This window comes from Pseudomonas jilinensis, from assembly GCF_003586265.1.
Taxonomy (GTDB): Bacteria; Pseudomonadota; Gammaproteobacteria; order Pseudomonadales; family Pseudomonadaceae; genus Halopseudomonas; species Halopseudomonas phragmitis.
Map to the genome: position 1 here is coordinate 306,277 of NZ_QJSA01000001.1, position 15,684 is coordinate 321,960.

A 15,684-nucleotide genomic window follows, 5' to 3' on the forward strand; every position below is an offset into this window, starting at 1 on the left:
ATGCTCTTGAGTAGACGCCGGTCATTGATGGAGGCCGGGGTGGCTTGGCAACTCGATATACAGAGGTAAGTGATTGATGAAAGCACCGGAGCCGGAACCACTGGCGTGTCGGAACCGGGATTCCTCCTATGATCGGTTGTTGCGGCGGCTGGATCAGGCACTGGATATGGCACGGACGCGCCAGTGGCTGGACGGACAGCCGCCGGGACTGACCGAGCTGGAAGTCAACGGATTGAGTCCGGAGGACTTGCGCTTGCTATGGCGGATTCTCGATACCATAGCTGAGCAGCGGGCCGCGTCATACCGCAGTTCAGCGCTGGCGGCGCACGACACACAACAGCAGCAGCGCCAGCACGGCTAGCCCGACAGGCCAGCCGCGCCAGCGCAAATAGGGGGTCAAACCTTCGTGGGGCTGAACCCAGCCTTTCAGGGTCAGGGGCTGGAACTGTGGAACTTGCGCGCGAATACCGCCCTGGTGGTCAATCAGGGCGGTAACGCCGTTATTGGTTCCGCGGATCATCCAGCGGCCGCTTTCCAGTGCCCGCATACGAGCCATTTGTAAGTGTTGCAGCGGACCAATCGATTCACCAAACCAGCTGTCGTTGCTGATAGTGATCAATAGTTCGCTCTGAGCCGCCAGACGGGCGGCGAAATCCGGATAGACCACTTCGTAGCAGATGAACGGTGCCAGTCGATAGCCGGCGGCGCGCAAGGGTGGCTGATCGGCTGCGCCACGCGAGAAGCTCGACATCGGCAGGTCGAAGAATGCAATCAGGCCGCGCAACCAGGCTTCCAGTGGCACATATTCGCCGAATGGCACCAGTTTGTGCTTGAGGTACTGATTGGCGTCTTCACCGGCCACCAGAATACCGTTATAGATACGCAGACTACCGGTGCTGTAGTCATCGACCGGGATGCCGGTGATCAGGGTGCTGCCGTGCTCGGCCAGATTAGCAGCGATGCCCTGGACGAACGGCTCGGCCCGGCTGCTCAGTACCGGTACTGCGGTTTCCGGCCAGATAATCAGGTCACTGCCCAGGTGCGCGTAGCTCATGTCGCGGTACAGGGTCAGGGTGTGCTCGATATGGGCCGGGTCCCACTTGCGTGATTGCGGGATGTCGGCCTGAACCAGGGCGACTGACAGCGGCTCGCCGGCCGGCTGGGTCCACTCCCGGCCGTACAGGGCCCAGCCACCGAGCCAGATCGCCAGCACCAGGCCCAGGCCAGCGAGTGCGCGTGGCAGGTGCCAGAGCCGGGTTTCGCTCAAGATGGTGGCCGTCAGTACGCTGAACAGGCTGACCAGCCAGACACCACCCAGCGGAGCCCAGCCGGCCAGCCAGGTATCGAGCAGGGCGTAGCCCTGATACAGCCAGGGAAAGCCTGTGAGGAACCAGGCGCGGAAAAACTCCTGACCAACCCACAACGCAGCAAAGCCGCTCACGCTCAGCCAGGGCCCCGTTGGGCGTAGCCAGCGGCTCCAGAGCCAGGCCATCAAGCCGTAGATCAGCGCCAGACCAGCAACAAAGCCGGCTGTCAGCAGCCCAGCCAGAGCTGGTGAGGCGTCGCCGTGTATATGAATGCTGATGTAGACCCAAGAGACCCCGCTGGCAAACAGGCCAAGCCCCCATAGCCAGCCACGCAAGAAGGCCTGGCGACCTTCAATTCGGGCCAGGCCCTGGTAGAGCAGGGCGGCCGAGAGCAGGCCCAGGGGCCAGATATCGAACGGAGTGAAGGCCAGGGTGCCCAGTGCGCCGCCAGCCAGCGCGAGCAGATGGCCGGTCCAGCCTGGGGCTTGCAGCCAGTGAAGCGGGTGTCGCACGATGCGGCGTCCTTGTCCTTATTGATCGATTACGGTGATGCGCAGCAGATGAACACGGCGGCTGTCGGCGTTGAGTACCCGGACCCGGAAGCCTTCCAGTTCAACTACTTCGTTGCGTTTGGGCAGATGACCGAAGGCATTCATGACCAGCCCGCCGACGGTATCGAACTCTTCGTCGGGGAAGTCGCTGCCGAAGTGCTCGTTGAAGTCTTCGATCGGGGTCAGGCCCTTGACCAGGAAGTCGCCGCTGGGCAATGGCTTGATCTGGCTATCTTCGTCGACATCGTGTTCATCCTCGATATCGCCAACGATCTGCTCCAGCACGTCCTCGATAGTGACCAGTCCGGAGACGCCGCCATATTCGTCGATGACGATGGCCATATGATTACGGGTCGAGCGGAATTCGCGCAGCAATACGTTGAGCCGCTTGGATTCGGGCACGAAGGTCGCTGGACGCAGCACTTCCTTGAGGTTGAAGCGTTCGCAATTGCCGTCCAGCAATAGCGGCAACAGGTCCTTGGCCAGCAGAATGCCCAGCACTTCGTCGATGCTTTCACCGATTACCGGGTAGCGCGAGTGCGCAGCCTCGATCACGGCCGGCAGGAAGTCACGTGGGGCCTGGGTGGATTTGATGGTGGTCATCTGTGAGCGCGGAACCATGATGTCCCGGACCTGCATGTCGGAGACCTGCAGAGCGCCTTCGATGATCGACAGGGCCTCGATATCCAGGACCTCGTTCTGATGCGCTTCGCGCAGCAGTTCCAATAGTTCCTGGCGATTCTTGGGTTCATGGACAAAAGCCTGGACCAGTCTGTCCAGCCAGGACTTATGTCCGTTGGTCGATCGATCTTCGCTCATGTTCCTTACTCGTTGGGGGAAATATAGGGGTCGGGAAAGCCCAGTTCGGCCAGTAGCCGGGTTTCCAGGGTTTCCATGACCTCGGCTTCGGCGTCTTCGATATGGTCGTAGCCAACCAGGTGCAGGCAGCCGTGGATAACCATATGGGCCCAGTGGGCCTCGGGTGTCTTGCTTTGTTCGGCGGCTTCGCGCAGTACCACCGGGACGCAGATCACCAGATCGCCGAGCAGCGGGATATCCAGTTCCGGCGGCAGGTCGGCCGGAAACGACAGTACATTGGTTGGATAGTCGCGCTGGCGGTATTCGCGGTTGAGTGCCTGGCTTTCTTCGGCATCGACCAGACGAATGGTCAGTTCATGGCCGGGCTTGTCGCGCAGGGCCAGCCCGGCCCAGCGTATGAAACAGTCGTCGTCAGGCTGGCCAGGCAGGTCGGTGGCGCGCTGGATGTCCAGATCAAGCGTCATCGCTTGGCTCCTGACGCTCCTTGCGGGCCTTCTCCTGAGCGTGATCGAAGCGATCATAGGCTTCGACAATGCGTTGCACCAGCGGGTGACGGACCACGTCCTTGGATTTGAAATGGGTGAAGCCGATGCCCTTGACACCGTTGAGCACGTCCATCACATGAATCAGTCCGGAACGGGTGCCGCGTGGCAGGTCGACCTGGGTGATGTCGCCGGTGATCACGGCGGTGGAGCCGAAGCCAATCCGGGTCAGGAACATCTTCATCTGCTCGACTGTGGTGTTCTGGCTCTCGTCGAGGATGATGAAGCTGTTGTTCAGGGTCCGGCCGCGCATATAGGCCAGCGGCGCGACTTCAATAACCTGGCGCTCGATCAGCTTGGCGACCTGATCGAAACCGAGCATCTCGTACAGGGCGTCGTACAGCGGGCGCAGATAAGGGTCGATTTTCTGAGCCAGGTCGCCAGGCAAAAAGCCCAGTTTCTCACCGGCCTCTACTGCCGGGCGGACCAGCAGTATGCGGCGAATCTGATCGCGCTCAAGGGCGTCGACCGCGCAGGCTACGGCGAGGTAGGTCTTGCCGGTACCGGCCGGGCCGATACCAAAGTTGATGTCATGTTCCTGAATCGAGCGTACATAGCTTTGCTGGTTCGGTCCGCGCGGCTGAATCGTCATACGTTTGGTGCGCAGCAGCACTGGCTGGTGCCCGTCGACGTCATTGAGCGTTTCGCTGAGGTTTTCCAGGCCAGATTCCTGCAGGTACAGGTGTACGGTGTCCGGGGTCAGCTCCTGCTTGCCGCGGGTTTCGCGGTACAGTTGGCGCAGTACGGCTTCGGCCGAGCGGGTGATGGCCGGATCGCCGATAAGCTCGAAGTGATTGCCGCGGTTGCGCACCTCAATGCCGAGACGTTGCTCGATCAGGTGCAGATGTTCGTCGAACTGCCCGCAAAGACTGGCGAAACGCCGGGAATCCACGGGTTCGATGCTGAAGCGGTGTATATGCAAGGGAGCGTTCAAAGTGGTCTATGGGGCGCCATGTGGCTCAAGTTGAATACAGCATAACGCTCAGACGGCGTCATGCAAAGTAGACTGGAAGCAGGTCGCTCCCAGCCTGGGTTGTCAGTGACTTTTCAATTGTCCGCGCAGCGAGTGCGGCAGCGCCTCGATAATCTCGACTTCGGCGAACTGGCCGATCAGGGCCGGGTTGTCGCAGCGGAAGTTGACTACCCGATTGTGCTCGGTGCGGCCCTGGAGCATGCCTGGGTCCTTTTTCGAGAAGTCGCTGACCAGAATGCGTTGAGTGCTACCGACCATGCGCCGGCTGTTCTCGAAGCCCTGCTGGTTGAGGCGTGCCTGGAGGATTTGCAGGCGCTGCTTCTTAACCTCGGTTGGGGTGTCGTCCTTGAGGTCGGAAGCAGGGGTGCCGGGGCGGGCACTGTAGATGAACGAATAGGAGAAGTCGAAACCGACCTCTTCCACCAGTTTCATGGTCTGCTCGAAGTCACGGTCGGTCTCGCCGGGAAAGCCGACGATGAAATCCGAACTGAGGATAATGTCCGGCACGGCGGCCTTGAGCTTGCGAATCCGTGACTTGTATTCCAGGGCGGTATGATTGCGTTTCATCGCCGCCAGCACCCGGTCGGAGCCGGACTGTACCGGCAGGTGCAGGTACTTCACCAGTTTAGGAAGCTCGGCATGGGCCTGAATGATCGCATCGGAAAACTCCAGCGGGTGGCTGGTGGTGTAGCGGATGCGCTCGATGCCGTCGATCGCCGCCACTGCGTGCAGCAGGTCAGCGAAGTCCGTGCCGTCAAACCGGTAGCCGTTGACGTTCTGGCCAAGCAAGGTGACTTCCTTGACTCCGTTCTCGGCCAGGTGAATGATTTCGGCCAATACGTCGGCCAGTGGCCGACTGACTTCTTCGCCGCGAGTGTACGGCACTACACAGAAGCTGCAGTACTTGCTGCAACCTTCCATAATTGAGACGAAGGCGGTCGGGCCATCGACCCGGGGTTCGGGCAGACGGTCGAACTTTTCGATTTCCGGGAAGGAGACGTCGACCTGGGCGGTTTTGGTACTGCGTGCGGCGTCGATCATTTCCGGTAGGCGGTGCAGGGTCTGCGGACCAAATACCACATCAACATAGGACGCGCGGTCACGGATCGCGGTGCCTTCCTGGCTGGCGACGCAGCCACCGACACCGATGATCAGTTCCGGGTTCTTTTCCTTGAGTGGCCGCCAGCGCCCCAGCTCGGAAAACACTTTTTCCTGGGCCTTCTCGCGGATCGAGCAGGTGTTGAGCAGGATGACATCCGCGTCTTCGGGGTTGTCGGTCAGCTCCATTGCCTGATGTTCGCCGAGCAGGTCCGCCATGCGCGAGCTGTCATACTCGTTCATCTGGCAGCCGTGGGTCTGGATAAAGAGTTTCTTGGCCATGGGGTCTACGAAAGAATGCTCTCGGAAAAAAGCGCGATTATACACGGTATGCTATGATCCGCGCCCGCACTTCATCATTAGCGTGTCCGCAATCCTCATGAGCAAAGACAAACAGCCGATCTTTCGGGTGATTTTCAATAATCAGGGCCAGGTTTTCGAACTCTATGCCCGGCAAATCTTCCAGAGCGAGCTCTGGGGTTTCATGGAGATCGAGGAACTGGTGTTCGGTGAGCGCTCTGGCGTGCTGGTCGATCCCGGCGAAGAGAAGCTCAAGACCCAGTTCGAAGGCGTCAAGCGCAGCTTCATCCCGGTTCAGGCGATCGTGCGCATCGACGAAGTCGAGCGTGTCGGTCAGGCCAAGATCAGTGAAGCCAAGGGCGGCAACGTTATGCCGTTTCCGCTGCCGCCAGGCCCGACCCAGGGCTGAGCGCTCTTCTCCGTCTATTCCAGCGGTTCGGGGTCGGCCGGTGTTACCGGCGTTTCCGGGCCCAGGGCCGGGCTGGGCTCGGGTACCAGTGCGCGATTGAGTTGCTCTTCACGCAATTGGGCCAGGTAGTTTCGAAACAGAGTGCTGAGTACCTGATTGGCTACCGCCAGCTCTTCCGGTCCCATCTCTTCGGCAATCCGGTCGCTGGCATCCATTGCAGTATCTTCGCCGTTGACTGCCGCCATTTTCAGAATGATGAAGGCCTGGGGCAGGTTGCGCGGTACCCCCTCGCCCTGATAGTGCATCAGGCCAAGTCGATACTGGGCTGTGGGATGGCCTTGGATCGAGGCTTCTTCATACCATTCCAGCGCCATTTCCACGTCGCGCTCCAGACGTTCGCCGCTGTTGTACAACTCGCCCATCTCGAATTGGGCCTGGGCGTCGCCGGCTTTGGCCAGCGCCGTGCACTGCTCAATCGCCAGCGGCAGACTGTCATCGTCCACCCGATTGAGCGCGCAGCGCTCTTCGGTGCTGATCAGTAGTGGATTGCCGGATTCGGCCAGAGCCAGGGCTGGCAGCAGCAGACCGAAACCAAGGGGGATTAGCAGGGGGCGTATGGAAGCTGTCATCACCGAGGTGCCGTTGTCGAGTCGTTGCTGGGACACGCGTTGTCGCTATTGTGCGCCTGTTCGGCCAGCAGGCCAACCGCCAGTGCGGCAGCGACGAAGCCTGGCAGCAGCCAACTGGCGCTGGCCTCGGCGCTGAGCAGGGCGGTCAATGGCAATTGCTGGCTGAGTAGGGCAGGAGCGATCAGGCTGACCGGAGCGATCAGGCAGAGTCCGGCGATACGCTTGTCGCGGCCCAGGTACAGTACCGCGCTGGCCAGCAGGCCGGCAGCACCGAGCAGGTTGACCAGCCAGTGGTAGCCGGGTTGCCAGCCGAGATAGCGCGACAGCTCGAAGCAGGCCATCAGGCCCAGAATGACCTGGCCCCAGATCATCGGCTTCCAGCGTAGTCCCCGAGCCAGATAGACACTGACCAGTCCCAGTAGCGGCAGGCTGAGGTGCTGCGCGGCCAGGCCGAAGATCCGCTGGGCGTCGGCCATTGCCGTGCCACTGGCTCCCCACTGGCCGAGCGTCAGCAGCAGGCTGCTGAGCGCCGCCAGCAGCAATGCGACCAGGCCGGCGTTCAATGCACCCCGTGCACCGGTATGCCGTCCGACCCGGCGTGGCCAGAGCCACAGGCTAAGGCCGGCGAGGAACAGGGTCAGGAGCAGATAGCTGATAGCGATCATAGGGCGGCGAAGGCCTTCTCGGCGGCGTCCAGGGTCAATTTGAGCTCGGTATCGCCATGGGCGATCGAGGTAAAGCCGGCTTCGAAGGCGCTAGGCGCCAGGTATACGCCAGCGTCCAGCATCAGATGGAAGAAGCGTTTGAAGCGTTCGGCGTCACTGGCCATCACATCAGCGAAGGTGACGATATCGTCGGCACCGCTGAAGTACAGGCCGAACATGCCGCCGGCCTGGGTGGTGACGAACGGGATGCCGGCGGCATCGGCGCGCTGTTGCAGGCCGTCGAGCAGGCGCGTGGTGTAGTCGGCAAGCTCGCTGTGAAAGCCCGGGCGGCTGATCAGCTTGAGGGTGGTCAGGCCGGCAGCCATGGCCAGCGGATTGCCCGACAGGGTGCCGGCCTGATAGACCGGGCCGAGCGGAGCGATATGTTCCATGATTGCGCGCTTACCACCGAAACAGCCGACCGGCATGCCGCCGCCGATGATCTTGCCGAAGGTGGTCAGGTCCGGGGTGACCTCATAGTGTGCCTGAGCGCCACCCAGGGCTACGCGGAAACCGGTCATTACTTCGTCGAAAATTAGCACTACGCCATGCTTGTCGCACAGTTCGCGCAGGCCTTCCAGGAAACCGGGTGCTGGCGGTACGCAGTTCATGTTGCCGGCCACCGGCTCGACGATGATGCAGGCGACCTCGTTACCAACTTGGGTCAGGCACTCAGCCACTGCATTGATATCGTTGAATGGCAGGGTCAGGGTGTGTTTGGCGAAGGCTGCCGGCACGCCAGCAGAGTTCGGCACGCCCTGGGTCAGGGCGCCAGAGCCGGCCTTGACCAGCAGGCTGTCAGAGTGGCCGTGGTAGCAGCCCTCGAACTTGATGATGCTGTCGCGACCGGTGTAGCCGCGGGCCAGGCGGATTGCGCTCATGGTGGCCTCGGTGCCGGAGCTGACCATGCGGACCATATCCATCGACGGCACCAGCGAACAGACCAGTTCGGCCATCTCGGTTTCCAGTGCGGTCGGTGCGCCATAGGACAGGCCGTGGTCAAGCTGGCGGCGCACGGCGTCGAGTACGTCCGGATGGCTGTGGCCGAGGATCATCGGGCCCCAGGAGCCGACGTAGTCAACGTAGCGCTTGTCGTCTTCGTCGATCACATAGGCGCCTTGGGCATGTTTGAAGAACAGCGGGGTACCGCCGACGCTCTTGAACGCGCGAACCGGCGAATTGACGCCGCCGGGGATGTGTTTCTGGGCGTTGGCAAAGAGGATTTCGGAACGGGACATGAGTACTCTCTCAGGATTCAAAGACTGGAAAATAATTCGGTAAAGCCGCGCGCGCGACGCTCGACTTCAGCGGTGGTATCGGCGCCGAACAGGCCGTTGACCACCGCCAGCAGGTCGGCACCGGCGCTGATCAGTTGTGGGCCATTGTGCAAAGTCACGCCGCCAATGGCGACCAGTGGCAGGCTATAGCGCTTGCGTGCCTGCTCCAGCAGCACCGGGGTGGCCGCCGGAGCACCGGGCTTGGTCACTGATTGGAAAAAACGCCCGAAGGCCAGGTAGCTGGCGCCGGCTGCGGCCGCTTGTTCTGCAAAGTCGAGGCTGGCGTGGCAGGTGGCGCCAATGATCGCGTCACGTCCCAACTGCTGACGAGCCTCGCGCAGTGAACCGTCGTCGCGGCCAAGGTGCAGGCCGACGCCCAGTTCGGTCGCCAGGGCCAGGTCATCGTTGATGATCAGCTCAGCACCGTAATAGCTGCACAGGCTTTTCAGTTGAGTGGCTTCGTCGAGTCGGCGGGCACTGTCGGTGGATTTGTCGCGATACTGTAGCAGTCGGGCGCCGCCGGCCAGGGCTGCGTCAACCCAGGGCAGCAGCTTGCCGTCGGCCAGCAATTTGCTGTCGGTGATGGCGTACAGGCCGCGCAGGCTCATTGCTGGTTCTCCATCAGCAGGCATCCAGTGGCAGGCGGCGTGGCACATACTGGCCGTGGCCGGGTTGCTCGGCATCGCGCAGGGTGCGCCAGGTGTAGTCGAGCGCCGAACGGACCGCGCTGACCAGCCCTTCACCCAGGGCCAGGCGGCCGGCCAGGGCGCTGGCCATGGTGCAGCCGGAGCCATGGTAGTTGCCGGGCAGGCGCTGGCAGGTGAAGTCATGGCGGCTACCGTCGGCGCAGTAGAGTCGGTTATGTACTTCGCTTTCGTCGCCATGCCCGCCGGTGATCAGCAGGTGGCTGATATGCGGCAGCAGCCGTTCGGCGCACTCATCGGCGCTGCCTTCTGGCAATTCGGCAAGAATGCGTGCTTCGGGCAGGTTGGGAGTGGCAATGGCGGCTATCGGGAATAGCCGTTCGCGCAGTGCATAGCCGACATCATCCTTGCCGAGCGAGCCACCACCACCGGCACGCAGTACCGGATCGCAGACCAGGGGCGCTCCCGGTAGTTGCTGCATCAGTTCGAGTACAGTCTCGACCATGTCGACCGAGCCGAGCATGCCGAGCTTGACTGCGGCAATCGGCAGGTCGGCGATCACCTTGCGAGCCTGGGCCAGGACCCATTCACGGTCCAGCACCCGGAAGTCACTGACATCGACGGTATCCTGCACGGTCAGCGCGGTCACGGTCGGGGCGGCATGGCAACCCTGGGCCAGCAACGCTTCGATATCGGCCTGCAGGCCGGCACCGCCGCTGGGGTCGTGGCCGGACAGGCAGAGAACAACGGGTCGAGAGGGCATTGGTGTGGTCATGGGCTAAGCTTATCATCAAGGTGGATAGAACTGCAGGTCAGTCGCCTGGCTGTCAGGGCCATTGGCGCTGATCGGCTATATGGCAGGATTGTCGCTTTATTACAGCCACAATAACAATGCTCAGGACAGGTGCAGGCCGATGATGAAACCTATCGATCAATGGTTCGACGAATATGCGGAAAGTCACCAGAACCCGGTCAACAAGCTGTTTCACTGGATTTGCGTACCGCTGATTACTTTCAGCGTGCTGGGCATGTTGTGGGCTATTCATCCCTGGGTCTCGATGCTGGTGGTGGGCGTGGCGCTGGTGTTCTATGTGATGCTGTCCTGGCGCATTGCTCTGGTGATGCTGGTGCTCAGTCTGGTCATGTTGCTGATTCTGAGCATGATGACCTACGTGTTCTGGCCGTGTCTGGCAATCTTCGTGCTGGCCTGGGTGGGCCAGTTCATTGGTCACCATATCGAAGGCAAGAAACCGTCGTTCTTCAAGGATGTGCAGTTTCTGCTGATCGGTCCGATCTGGCTGTTGGGCTTTGTGTTCCGCCGGCTGGGGATAGACTACTAACGTTCAGCCAATCTCGCGCCATTCTCCCGGCTGCAGTCCGCCCAGCTCCCATTCGCCGATCTTCACTCTGACCAGCCGCAGAGTCGGCAGCCCAACAGCGGCGGTCATGCGCCGCACCTGGCGGTTGCGTCCCTCACGGATGGTGATCGCCAGCCAACTGGTCGGCACTGTCTTGCGAAAACGTACCGGCGGGTTGCGCGGCCAAAGTACTGGCTCGGCGATCAGTTCCACTTCGGCCGGGCGGGTCGGGCCGTCGTTGAGTAGCGGACCAGCACGCAGTTGAGCCAACTGCTCGGTACTGGGCAGGCCCTCGACCTGGACCCAGTAGGTCTTGGCCAGTTTGTGTTTGGGGTCTGTGATCCGGGCCTGCAGGCGGCCATCGTTGGTCAGCAGCAACAACCCTTCGCTGTCGCGATCCAGGCGTCCGGCGGCGTACACGCCGGGAATGTCGATGAAGTCTTTGAGGGTGGCGCGGCCCTGGCCATCAGTGAACTGGGTCAGCACATCGAATGGTTTGTTCAGCGCGATCAAACGTGGCTGGTCCGGTGCTGGCGTGCGCTGACGGCGCGGGTGTGATGGACGGCGCGATGCTGCCGGGGCGGGCTTTCTGGGCATGTAAGGGCCTGCAGACGAGGGATGGCTGTTTATGCTAGTGCCCGTGTCCGCTCGCGGCAACCCGCCGTGTCTCAGGTGGGAATTTCCACCACCGCCATGGTCACCGTGGCCTTACTGAACAGGCGTTTCTCGCCGCCGATCATGGCGAATACTTCTGCCTCGACAACACTGACCTGCCGACCCGCCTTGAGTACCTCGGCACGGCATAGCAACCTGTCACACAGGGCCGGGCGCAGCAGATTCACTTTGAACTCCAGTGTCAGCACGGTGTGGCCCTCAGGGGCCAGCATACCGGCAGCAGCGCCGGCGCTGTGGTCGGCTAGCGTCGTTTGCAATCCGGCGTGAACGAAACCATTTTGCTGGGCGTGCCGTGGCAGAATATCGACTGCCGCTTCCACCCAGCCCACGCCGCAGTCAGTCATGCGAATCCCCAGGTCACCGATGAAGTTGGCCCTGGCGAAACCGGCTTCAACGATGGCGCGCTGGCGTGCGCTGGGCTGTTGATGTTCATTCATTTTTAGTTCCTCTTGTGCTGGTAGCTGGCTCGCCAGGTGCGTTCAACTGAGCTTGTGTTTCATGACCTTGCCATTGGCGTTGCGTGGCAAGGCTTCACACAGCTGGTAAAGGTGCGGGATCTTGTAGTCGGCAAGGCGCGACTCAAGGTAGTGGCGCAGTTCGCCGGCCAGGTTTGTCAGCGGCTGGCGCAGTACTACACAGGCCTTGACGGTCTCACCCCATTGCTCGTGAGGAACGCCGATCACCGCCACTTCCACTATCGCGGGGTGCTGCTCAAGCAGTGCCTCAATCTCTCGCGGATAGATGTTCACACCGCCTGATATGATCAGGTCTTTCTTGCGTCCGACGACCCAAAGATAGCCCTCGGCATCACGCCGGGCCAGATCGCCACTGTGCAGCCAGCCATCCTCGGTCAGGCAGTCGGCGGTCGCCTGTGGGTTGTTCCAGTAGCCCTGCATCATGGCTTCACTGCGGATGAGAATTTCGCCAACCCTGTCGTCGGTTATATCTTTCAACTGTTCATCGACCAGACGGATCTCGGTGTGCAGGGCGCCACGCTTGCCAATCGATCCGGCTTTTTCACTGTGTTCCATGGGGTCGAGCAAGGTACCGCTGGGGCCGGCTTCAGTCAGGCCATAGACACAGTAGAACTGATTGGAACCAAAAGCCTGGCTGACCTTGCCGATCTGTTCGCTGGAGAGTGGCGCGCCCCCATAAATCCAGGCCTGCATGGAGCTCAGATCACGTTGACCTATATCCGGTTGTGCGGCGGTCAGCAGAAAAGCTACCGGGGCGCCAAAGAAGTGGGTGATGCGCTCACGTTCAACCCAGTCCAGCAGCAGGTCAGGGCGAAATTCACTGAGAACGACGTGACAGGCGCCGACCAGAGTACCGCCAAGCAGGAACACATGCACCGGAGCCGAATGGGTCAGCGGCATCATATGCAGTAACCGGCTGTCGTGATTTACCCCCATTTCCACCACAGTGGTGGTCGCCACAGTCAATATGTTGAGGTGGTTAAACAGTACGCCTTTGGGGCGACCGGTGGTTCCTGATGTGTAGAGCAAGGTGCAAGCGTCCTGGGGCTGTATCGCTGGCGGCTTAAAATCGTCGCGGGTCGAGCTCAGCATACTGTCCGCTGTATCCAGCAGCAGGGTGGGGCAGCGAGCGGTGCTGCTGGCCAGGATTGACGCCTGTTGTTCACTGCTTAGCAGCAGTCTGGCCTGGCAGTCACCGAGAATGTATCCGAGTTCTTCGCCTCTCAGCCGCGCGTTGATCGGGACCAGAATGGCGCCGAGGTTGATCACCGCGAAATAGCTCAATACCCATGGGTAACTGTTGGTCATGAACAGAGCGACTCTGTCGCCTGGGTTAATGTTGTAATGCTGCTGCAGGTAGCCTGCCAGTTTCAGGCTCTGTTGATGCAATTGCCGCCAGGTATGTCGGCTGTCAGGGGTGATGATGGCTTCATGGTCAGGATATTTGCGGGCGTTGACGGCCAGCAGTTCAGCGATCTGCATGGAGGGGCATACCTCATTGTTTTTGTAGTTTGGTGTTGCTGGGTGCTTGTCGATTGCTGTGGGCCGGCCCTGGTACAGCCAGGGCCGGTTGCTTCATCCTGCATTGGGCGTTGCGCGAGCCACCAAAGCCTCCACATCAAGGCCGCGGGGCAGGGTGCCGTAGACCCGGCCGTGGCCATCCAGGCGACTGGCGATGAAGGCGTCGGAGACCGTGGTGTTGCCAGCCTCCAACAGCAGCTTGGCCTGCAACGCTACGGCCACGTCCTCGGTCAACTGGCGGGCGCGGTACTGGATGTCATCGGTATTGCGGAAGTCGGTTTGCAGGCGCTGGATATGCGCTGCCAGGCGGGCGTCACCATGGCCTTCGCCCAGTTCGGCGAATAGAGCATCAAGTACGCCGGCCTCCTTGGACAGCGCGCGCAGCACATCCAGGCACTGGACGTTGCCCGAGCCTTCCCAGATCGAGTTGACTGGCGCTTCGCGGTACAGCCTGGGCAGTATGGTGTCTTCCACGTAACCGGCGCCGCCCAGGCATTCCTGAGCCTCGTTGATCATGGCCGGGGCCCGCTTACAGATCCAGTACTTGCCGATAGCGGTGACCAGCCGGGCGAACTTGTCTTCCTGCTCGTCATGGGCGTTGTCCAGCGCCTTGCCCATGCGCAGGGTCAGGGCTAGCGCTGCCTCGCTTTCCAGCGCCAGATCGGCCAGTACGTTCTGCATTAACGGCTGCTCGGCCAGCACCCGGCCGCCGACCTTGCGGTGGGCGCAGTGGTGGGTGGCTTGGGTCAGGGCTTGGCGCATCAGCGAGCTGGAACCGATCATGCAGTCAAAGCGAGTCAACGAGACCATTTCGATGATAGTTGGTACCCCGCGACCTTCCTCACCGATCATCCAGGCCAGGGCACCACGGTATTCGATTTCGCTGGAGGCATTGGCCCAATTGCCCAGCTTGTTCTTCAGGCGCTGGATATAGAACTGGTTGCGGCTGCCATCCGGGCGGTGGCGTGGCAGCAGGAAGCAGGATAGTCCCTTGTCGGTATAGGCCAGAGTCAGGAAGGCATCACACATCGGCGCCGAGCAGAACCATTTGTGCCCGACCAGTTCGTAGGACTGGCCAGGGCCGCCGACGCCAACCGGGTAGGCCCGGGTAGTGTTGGCACGTACATCGGTACCGCCCTGTTTCTCGGTCATGGCCATGCCGATAGTGGCGCCGGTTTTCTGCTCAATCGGCAGGTTGCGTGGGTCGTATTGGCGCGACAGGATCTTCGGCAGCCATTGCTCGGCAACGTCCGGCTGTAGTTTGATGGCCGGGACGCAGGCGTAGGTCATGGTCAGCGGGCAACTGGTGCCGGATTCCGCCTGATTGTGCAGGTACATGGTTGCTGCCCGGGCCACCTGAGCGCCAGCGCGCGGGTCGGTCCAGGGCGCCGAGGGGATGCCGGCGGCAATCGCCGCGCCCATCAGTTCATGATAAGCCGGATGAAACTCGACCAGATCAATGCGGTGACCATAGCGGTCGTGGCTCTTGAACTGCGGTTTGTTTTCGTTGGCCAGGAATCCGGCCTGCATCAAGGGACCGCCGGCCAACTCGCCATAGGCGCTGAGTTCGGCATCGGCCCAGTCGCCCTTAAAGCGTCGTACCCACTCCTGCAAGGGCAGGTCGCTGCGATAGAGGTTGATGCCATCCAGCGGCGGCACCTGGTTGGTGACTTCATGGGTTTCGGCATAGGTGTGCAGGTTCATGCGTTGATCTCCTTGGCGCCCAGGGCGCGCAGACTGAAACGTATGATGGCCCGGGTGACGCTTTCCAGGCTTTCGCTGGGGAGGCCACTGGCGCGGGCTGCGCGTGCCTGGGGCGAGAGGGGGCCGACCAGGGCTTCGGCCACGGCACCGACCAGACAGGCGGCGGTCAGGGGAATGTTGTCGACCTGAAAGCTGCCGTCGGCACTGCCTTCGCGGATTAGCTTGCAGTAGATCTCGGCATAGGCTTCGCGAAAGCGCAGGCGCTGGGTGTCCACTTCCGCTTCGACCGGTTCGGCAATCAGGGCAAAGGCCAGTTGGCGGCTGTGCCAGGCACGGGCAGCAAACTGGGCCAGTCCTCGACGCAACCGTTGTTCGGCGCTGCCGGTACCCATGAACTGACTTTTCAGGGTTTCAAACTCAATACGGGTAGCGCGGGTAAATACTTCTGCAGCCAGTGCACCCTTGCCGGAAAAATGCCGGTACAGACTACCGGTGGCGATACCAGCAGCGCTGGCCAGACCGGTCATGCTCAGACTGGCGAAGCCGCCCTCGGCGACCTGCTGGAGTGCGCAATCGAGTATGTGCTCACGCTGAGCCTGGTCTCGCTCCAGGCGGGCTTCGGTCACTCGGTAGGCCATAGTCTGAATCCTGGTTCATATTATGGGTGTAGTGAATCAGGATTCAGACTTTGATGCAG

At 61.3% G+C, this 15,684-nt stretch carries 18 protein-coding genes; 3 read left to right on the forward strand and 15 right to left on the reverse strand.

What is annotated here, in order from left to right; translation table 11 throughout:
* Nucleotides 1-76: 76 nt before the first annotated feature.
* A complete protein-coding gene (locus tag C2846_RS01355) occupies nucleotides 77-361 on the forward strand; it encodes a hypothetical protein (protein WP_080049771.1) in 285 nt (94 codons plus the stop codon).
* Here C2846_RS01355 and lnt read toward each other — a convergent pair.
* The 5 genes from lnt to miaB all read right to left on the reverse strand — a co-directional run bounded on the left by lnt (nucleotide 311) and on the right by miaB (nucleotide 5,572).
* The gene (gene lnt, locus C2846_RS01360) at nucleotides 311-1,819 is read right to left on the reverse strand and encodes an apolipoprotein N-acyltransferase (RefSeq protein ID WP_080049772.1); all 1,509 of its coding nucleotides are present in this window, start codon (nucleotides 1,817-1,819) and stop codon (nucleotides 311-313) included. The two genes, C2846_RS01355 and lnt, sit on opposite strands and share 51 nt — an antisense overlap.
* Nucleotides 1,820-1,837: 18 nt before the next feature.
* Nucleotides 1,838-2,677 carry an HlyC/CorC family transporter gene (locus C2846_RS01365; RefSeq protein WP_080049773.1) on the reverse strand — a complete coding sequence of 280 codons (840 nt, stop codon included), beginning with the start codon at nucleotides 2,675-2,677 and terminating at the stop codon, nucleotides 1,838-1,840.
* Nucleotides 2,678-2,682: 5 nt separating this feature from the next.
* On the reverse strand, nucleotides 2,683-3,141 hold the full coding sequence (gene ybeY, locus C2846_RS01370; RefSeq protein ID WP_080049774.1) for an rRNA maturation RNase YbeY: 459 nt from the start codon (nucleotides 3,139-3,141) through the stop codon (nucleotides 2,683-2,685).
* The gene (locus C2846_RS01375) at nucleotides 3,131-4,153 is read right to left on the reverse strand and encodes a PhoH family protein (RefSeq protein ID WP_080049775.1); all 1,023 of its coding nucleotides are present in this window, start codon (nucleotides 4,151-4,153) and stop codon (nucleotides 3,131-3,133) included. The genes ybeY and C2846_RS01375 overlap by 11 nt, the downstream gene beginning before the upstream one ends.
* Before the next feature lie 102 nt (nucleotides 4,154-4,255).
* Nucleotides 4,256-5,572 carry a tRNA (N6-isopentenyl adenosine(37)-C2)-methylthiotransferase MiaB gene (gene miaB / locus C2846_RS01380; protein ID WP_080049776.1) on the reverse strand — a complete coding sequence of 439 codons (1,317 nt, stop codon included), beginning with the start codon at nucleotides 5,570-5,572 and terminating at the stop codon, nucleotides 4,256-4,258.
* Between the two features lie 97 nt (nucleotides 5,573-5,669).
* Here miaB and C2846_RS01385 point away from each other — a divergent pair, with 97 nt between their 5' ends.
* Entirely contained in the window at nucleotides 5,670-5,999 is a 330-nt protein-coding gene (locus C2846_RS01385) for a DUF1820 family protein (protein WP_080049777.1), read from the forward strand.
* Nucleotides 6,000-6,013: 14 nt separating this feature from the next.
* Here the strand turns inward: C2846_RS01385 and C2846_RS01390 are convergent, their stop codons facing one another.
* Genes C2846_RS01390 through C2846_RS01410 form a run of 5 tightly spaced genes read right to left on the reverse strand, consistent with a single transcriptional unit; the run spans nucleotide 6,014 to nucleotide 10,028 of the window.
* Complete coding sequence (locus C2846_RS01390) at nucleotides 6,014-6,628, reverse strand: tetratricopeptide repeat protein (RefSeq protein ID WP_080049778.1); 615 nt, start codon at nucleotides 6,626-6,628, stop codon at nucleotides 6,014-6,016.
* Nucleotides 6,628-7,293 (reverse strand): hypothetical protein, encoded by a 666-nt coding sequence (locus C2846_RS01395; RefSeq protein ID WP_080049779.1) that lies wholly within the window; start codon nucleotides 7,291-7,293, stop codon nucleotides 6,628-6,630. The genes C2846_RS01390 and C2846_RS01395 overlap by 1 nt, the downstream gene beginning before the upstream one ends.
* On the reverse strand, nucleotides 7,290-8,570 hold the full coding sequence (gene hemL / locus C2846_RS01400) for a glutamate-1-semialdehyde 2,1-aminomutase (RefSeq protein ID WP_080049780.1): 1,281 nt from the start codon (nucleotides 8,568-8,570) through the stop codon (nucleotides 7,290-7,292). Before hemL ends, C2846_RS01395 begins: the two co-directional genes overlap by 4 nt.
* 17 nt (nucleotides 8,571-8,587) lie before the next feature.
* Complete coding sequence (gene thiE / locus C2846_RS01405; protein ID WP_080049781.1) at nucleotides 8,588-9,217, reverse strand: thiamine phosphate synthase; 630 nt, start codon at nucleotides 9,215-9,217, stop codon at nucleotides 8,588-8,590.
* Nucleotides 9,218-9,230: 13 nt separating this feature from the next.
* Nucleotides 9,231-10,028: a hydroxymethylpyrimidine/phosphomethylpyrimidine kinase gene (locus tag C2846_RS01410; protein WP_165443741.1), complete on the reverse strand. Its 798-nt coding sequence runs from the start codon at nucleotides 10,026-10,028 to the stop codon at nucleotides 9,231-9,233.
* Between the two features lie 139 nt (nucleotides 10,029-10,167).
* Between C2846_RS01410 and C2846_RS01415 the strand changes: the two genes are divergently transcribed.
* Nucleotides 10,168-10,593 (forward strand): Mpo1 family 2-hydroxy fatty acid dioxygenase, encoded by a 426-nt coding sequence (locus C2846_RS01415; protein ID WP_205890064.1) that lies wholly within the window; start codon nucleotides 10,168-10,170, stop codon nucleotides 10,591-10,593.
* 3 nt (nucleotides 10,594-10,596) lie between these two features.
* Here the strand turns inward: C2846_RS01415 and C2846_RS01420 are convergent, their stop codons facing one another.
* The 5 genes from C2846_RS01420 to C2846_RS01440 form a co-directional block, all read right to left on the reverse strand.
* A complete protein-coding gene (locus C2846_RS01420) occupies nucleotides 10,597-11,208 on the reverse strand; it encodes a pseudouridine synthase (protein ID WP_080049783.1) in 612 nt (203 codons plus the stop codon).
* A gap of 71 nt (nucleotides 11,209-11,279) precedes the next feature.
* Nucleotides 11,280-11,723 (reverse strand): PaaI family thioesterase, encoded by a 444-nt coding sequence (locus C2846_RS01425; RefSeq protein ID WP_080049784.1) that lies wholly within the window; start codon nucleotides 11,721-11,723, stop codon nucleotides 11,280-11,282.
* 42 nt (nucleotides 11,724-11,765) lie between these two features.
* Complete coding sequence (locus C2846_RS01430) at nucleotides 11,766-13,244, reverse strand: class I adenylate-forming enzyme family protein (protein WP_119700505.1); 1,479 nt, start codon at nucleotides 13,242-13,244, stop codon at nucleotides 11,766-11,768.
* 93 nt (nucleotides 13,245-13,337) lie between these two features.
* Nucleotides 13,338-14,987 carry an acyl-CoA dehydrogenase family protein gene (locus tag C2846_RS01435; RefSeq protein WP_119700506.1) on the reverse strand — a complete coding sequence of 550 codons (1,650 nt, stop codon included), beginning with the start codon at nucleotides 14,985-14,987 and terminating at the stop codon, nucleotides 13,338-13,340.
* On the reverse strand, nucleotides 14,984-15,625 hold the full coding sequence (locus C2846_RS01440) for a TetR/AcrR family transcriptional regulator (protein ID WP_080049787.1): 642 nt from the start codon (nucleotides 15,623-15,625) through the stop codon (nucleotides 14,984-14,986). The genes C2846_RS01435 and C2846_RS01440 overlap by 4 nt, the downstream gene beginning before the upstream one ends.
* Nucleotides 15,626-15,684: the final 59 nt, after the last annotated feature.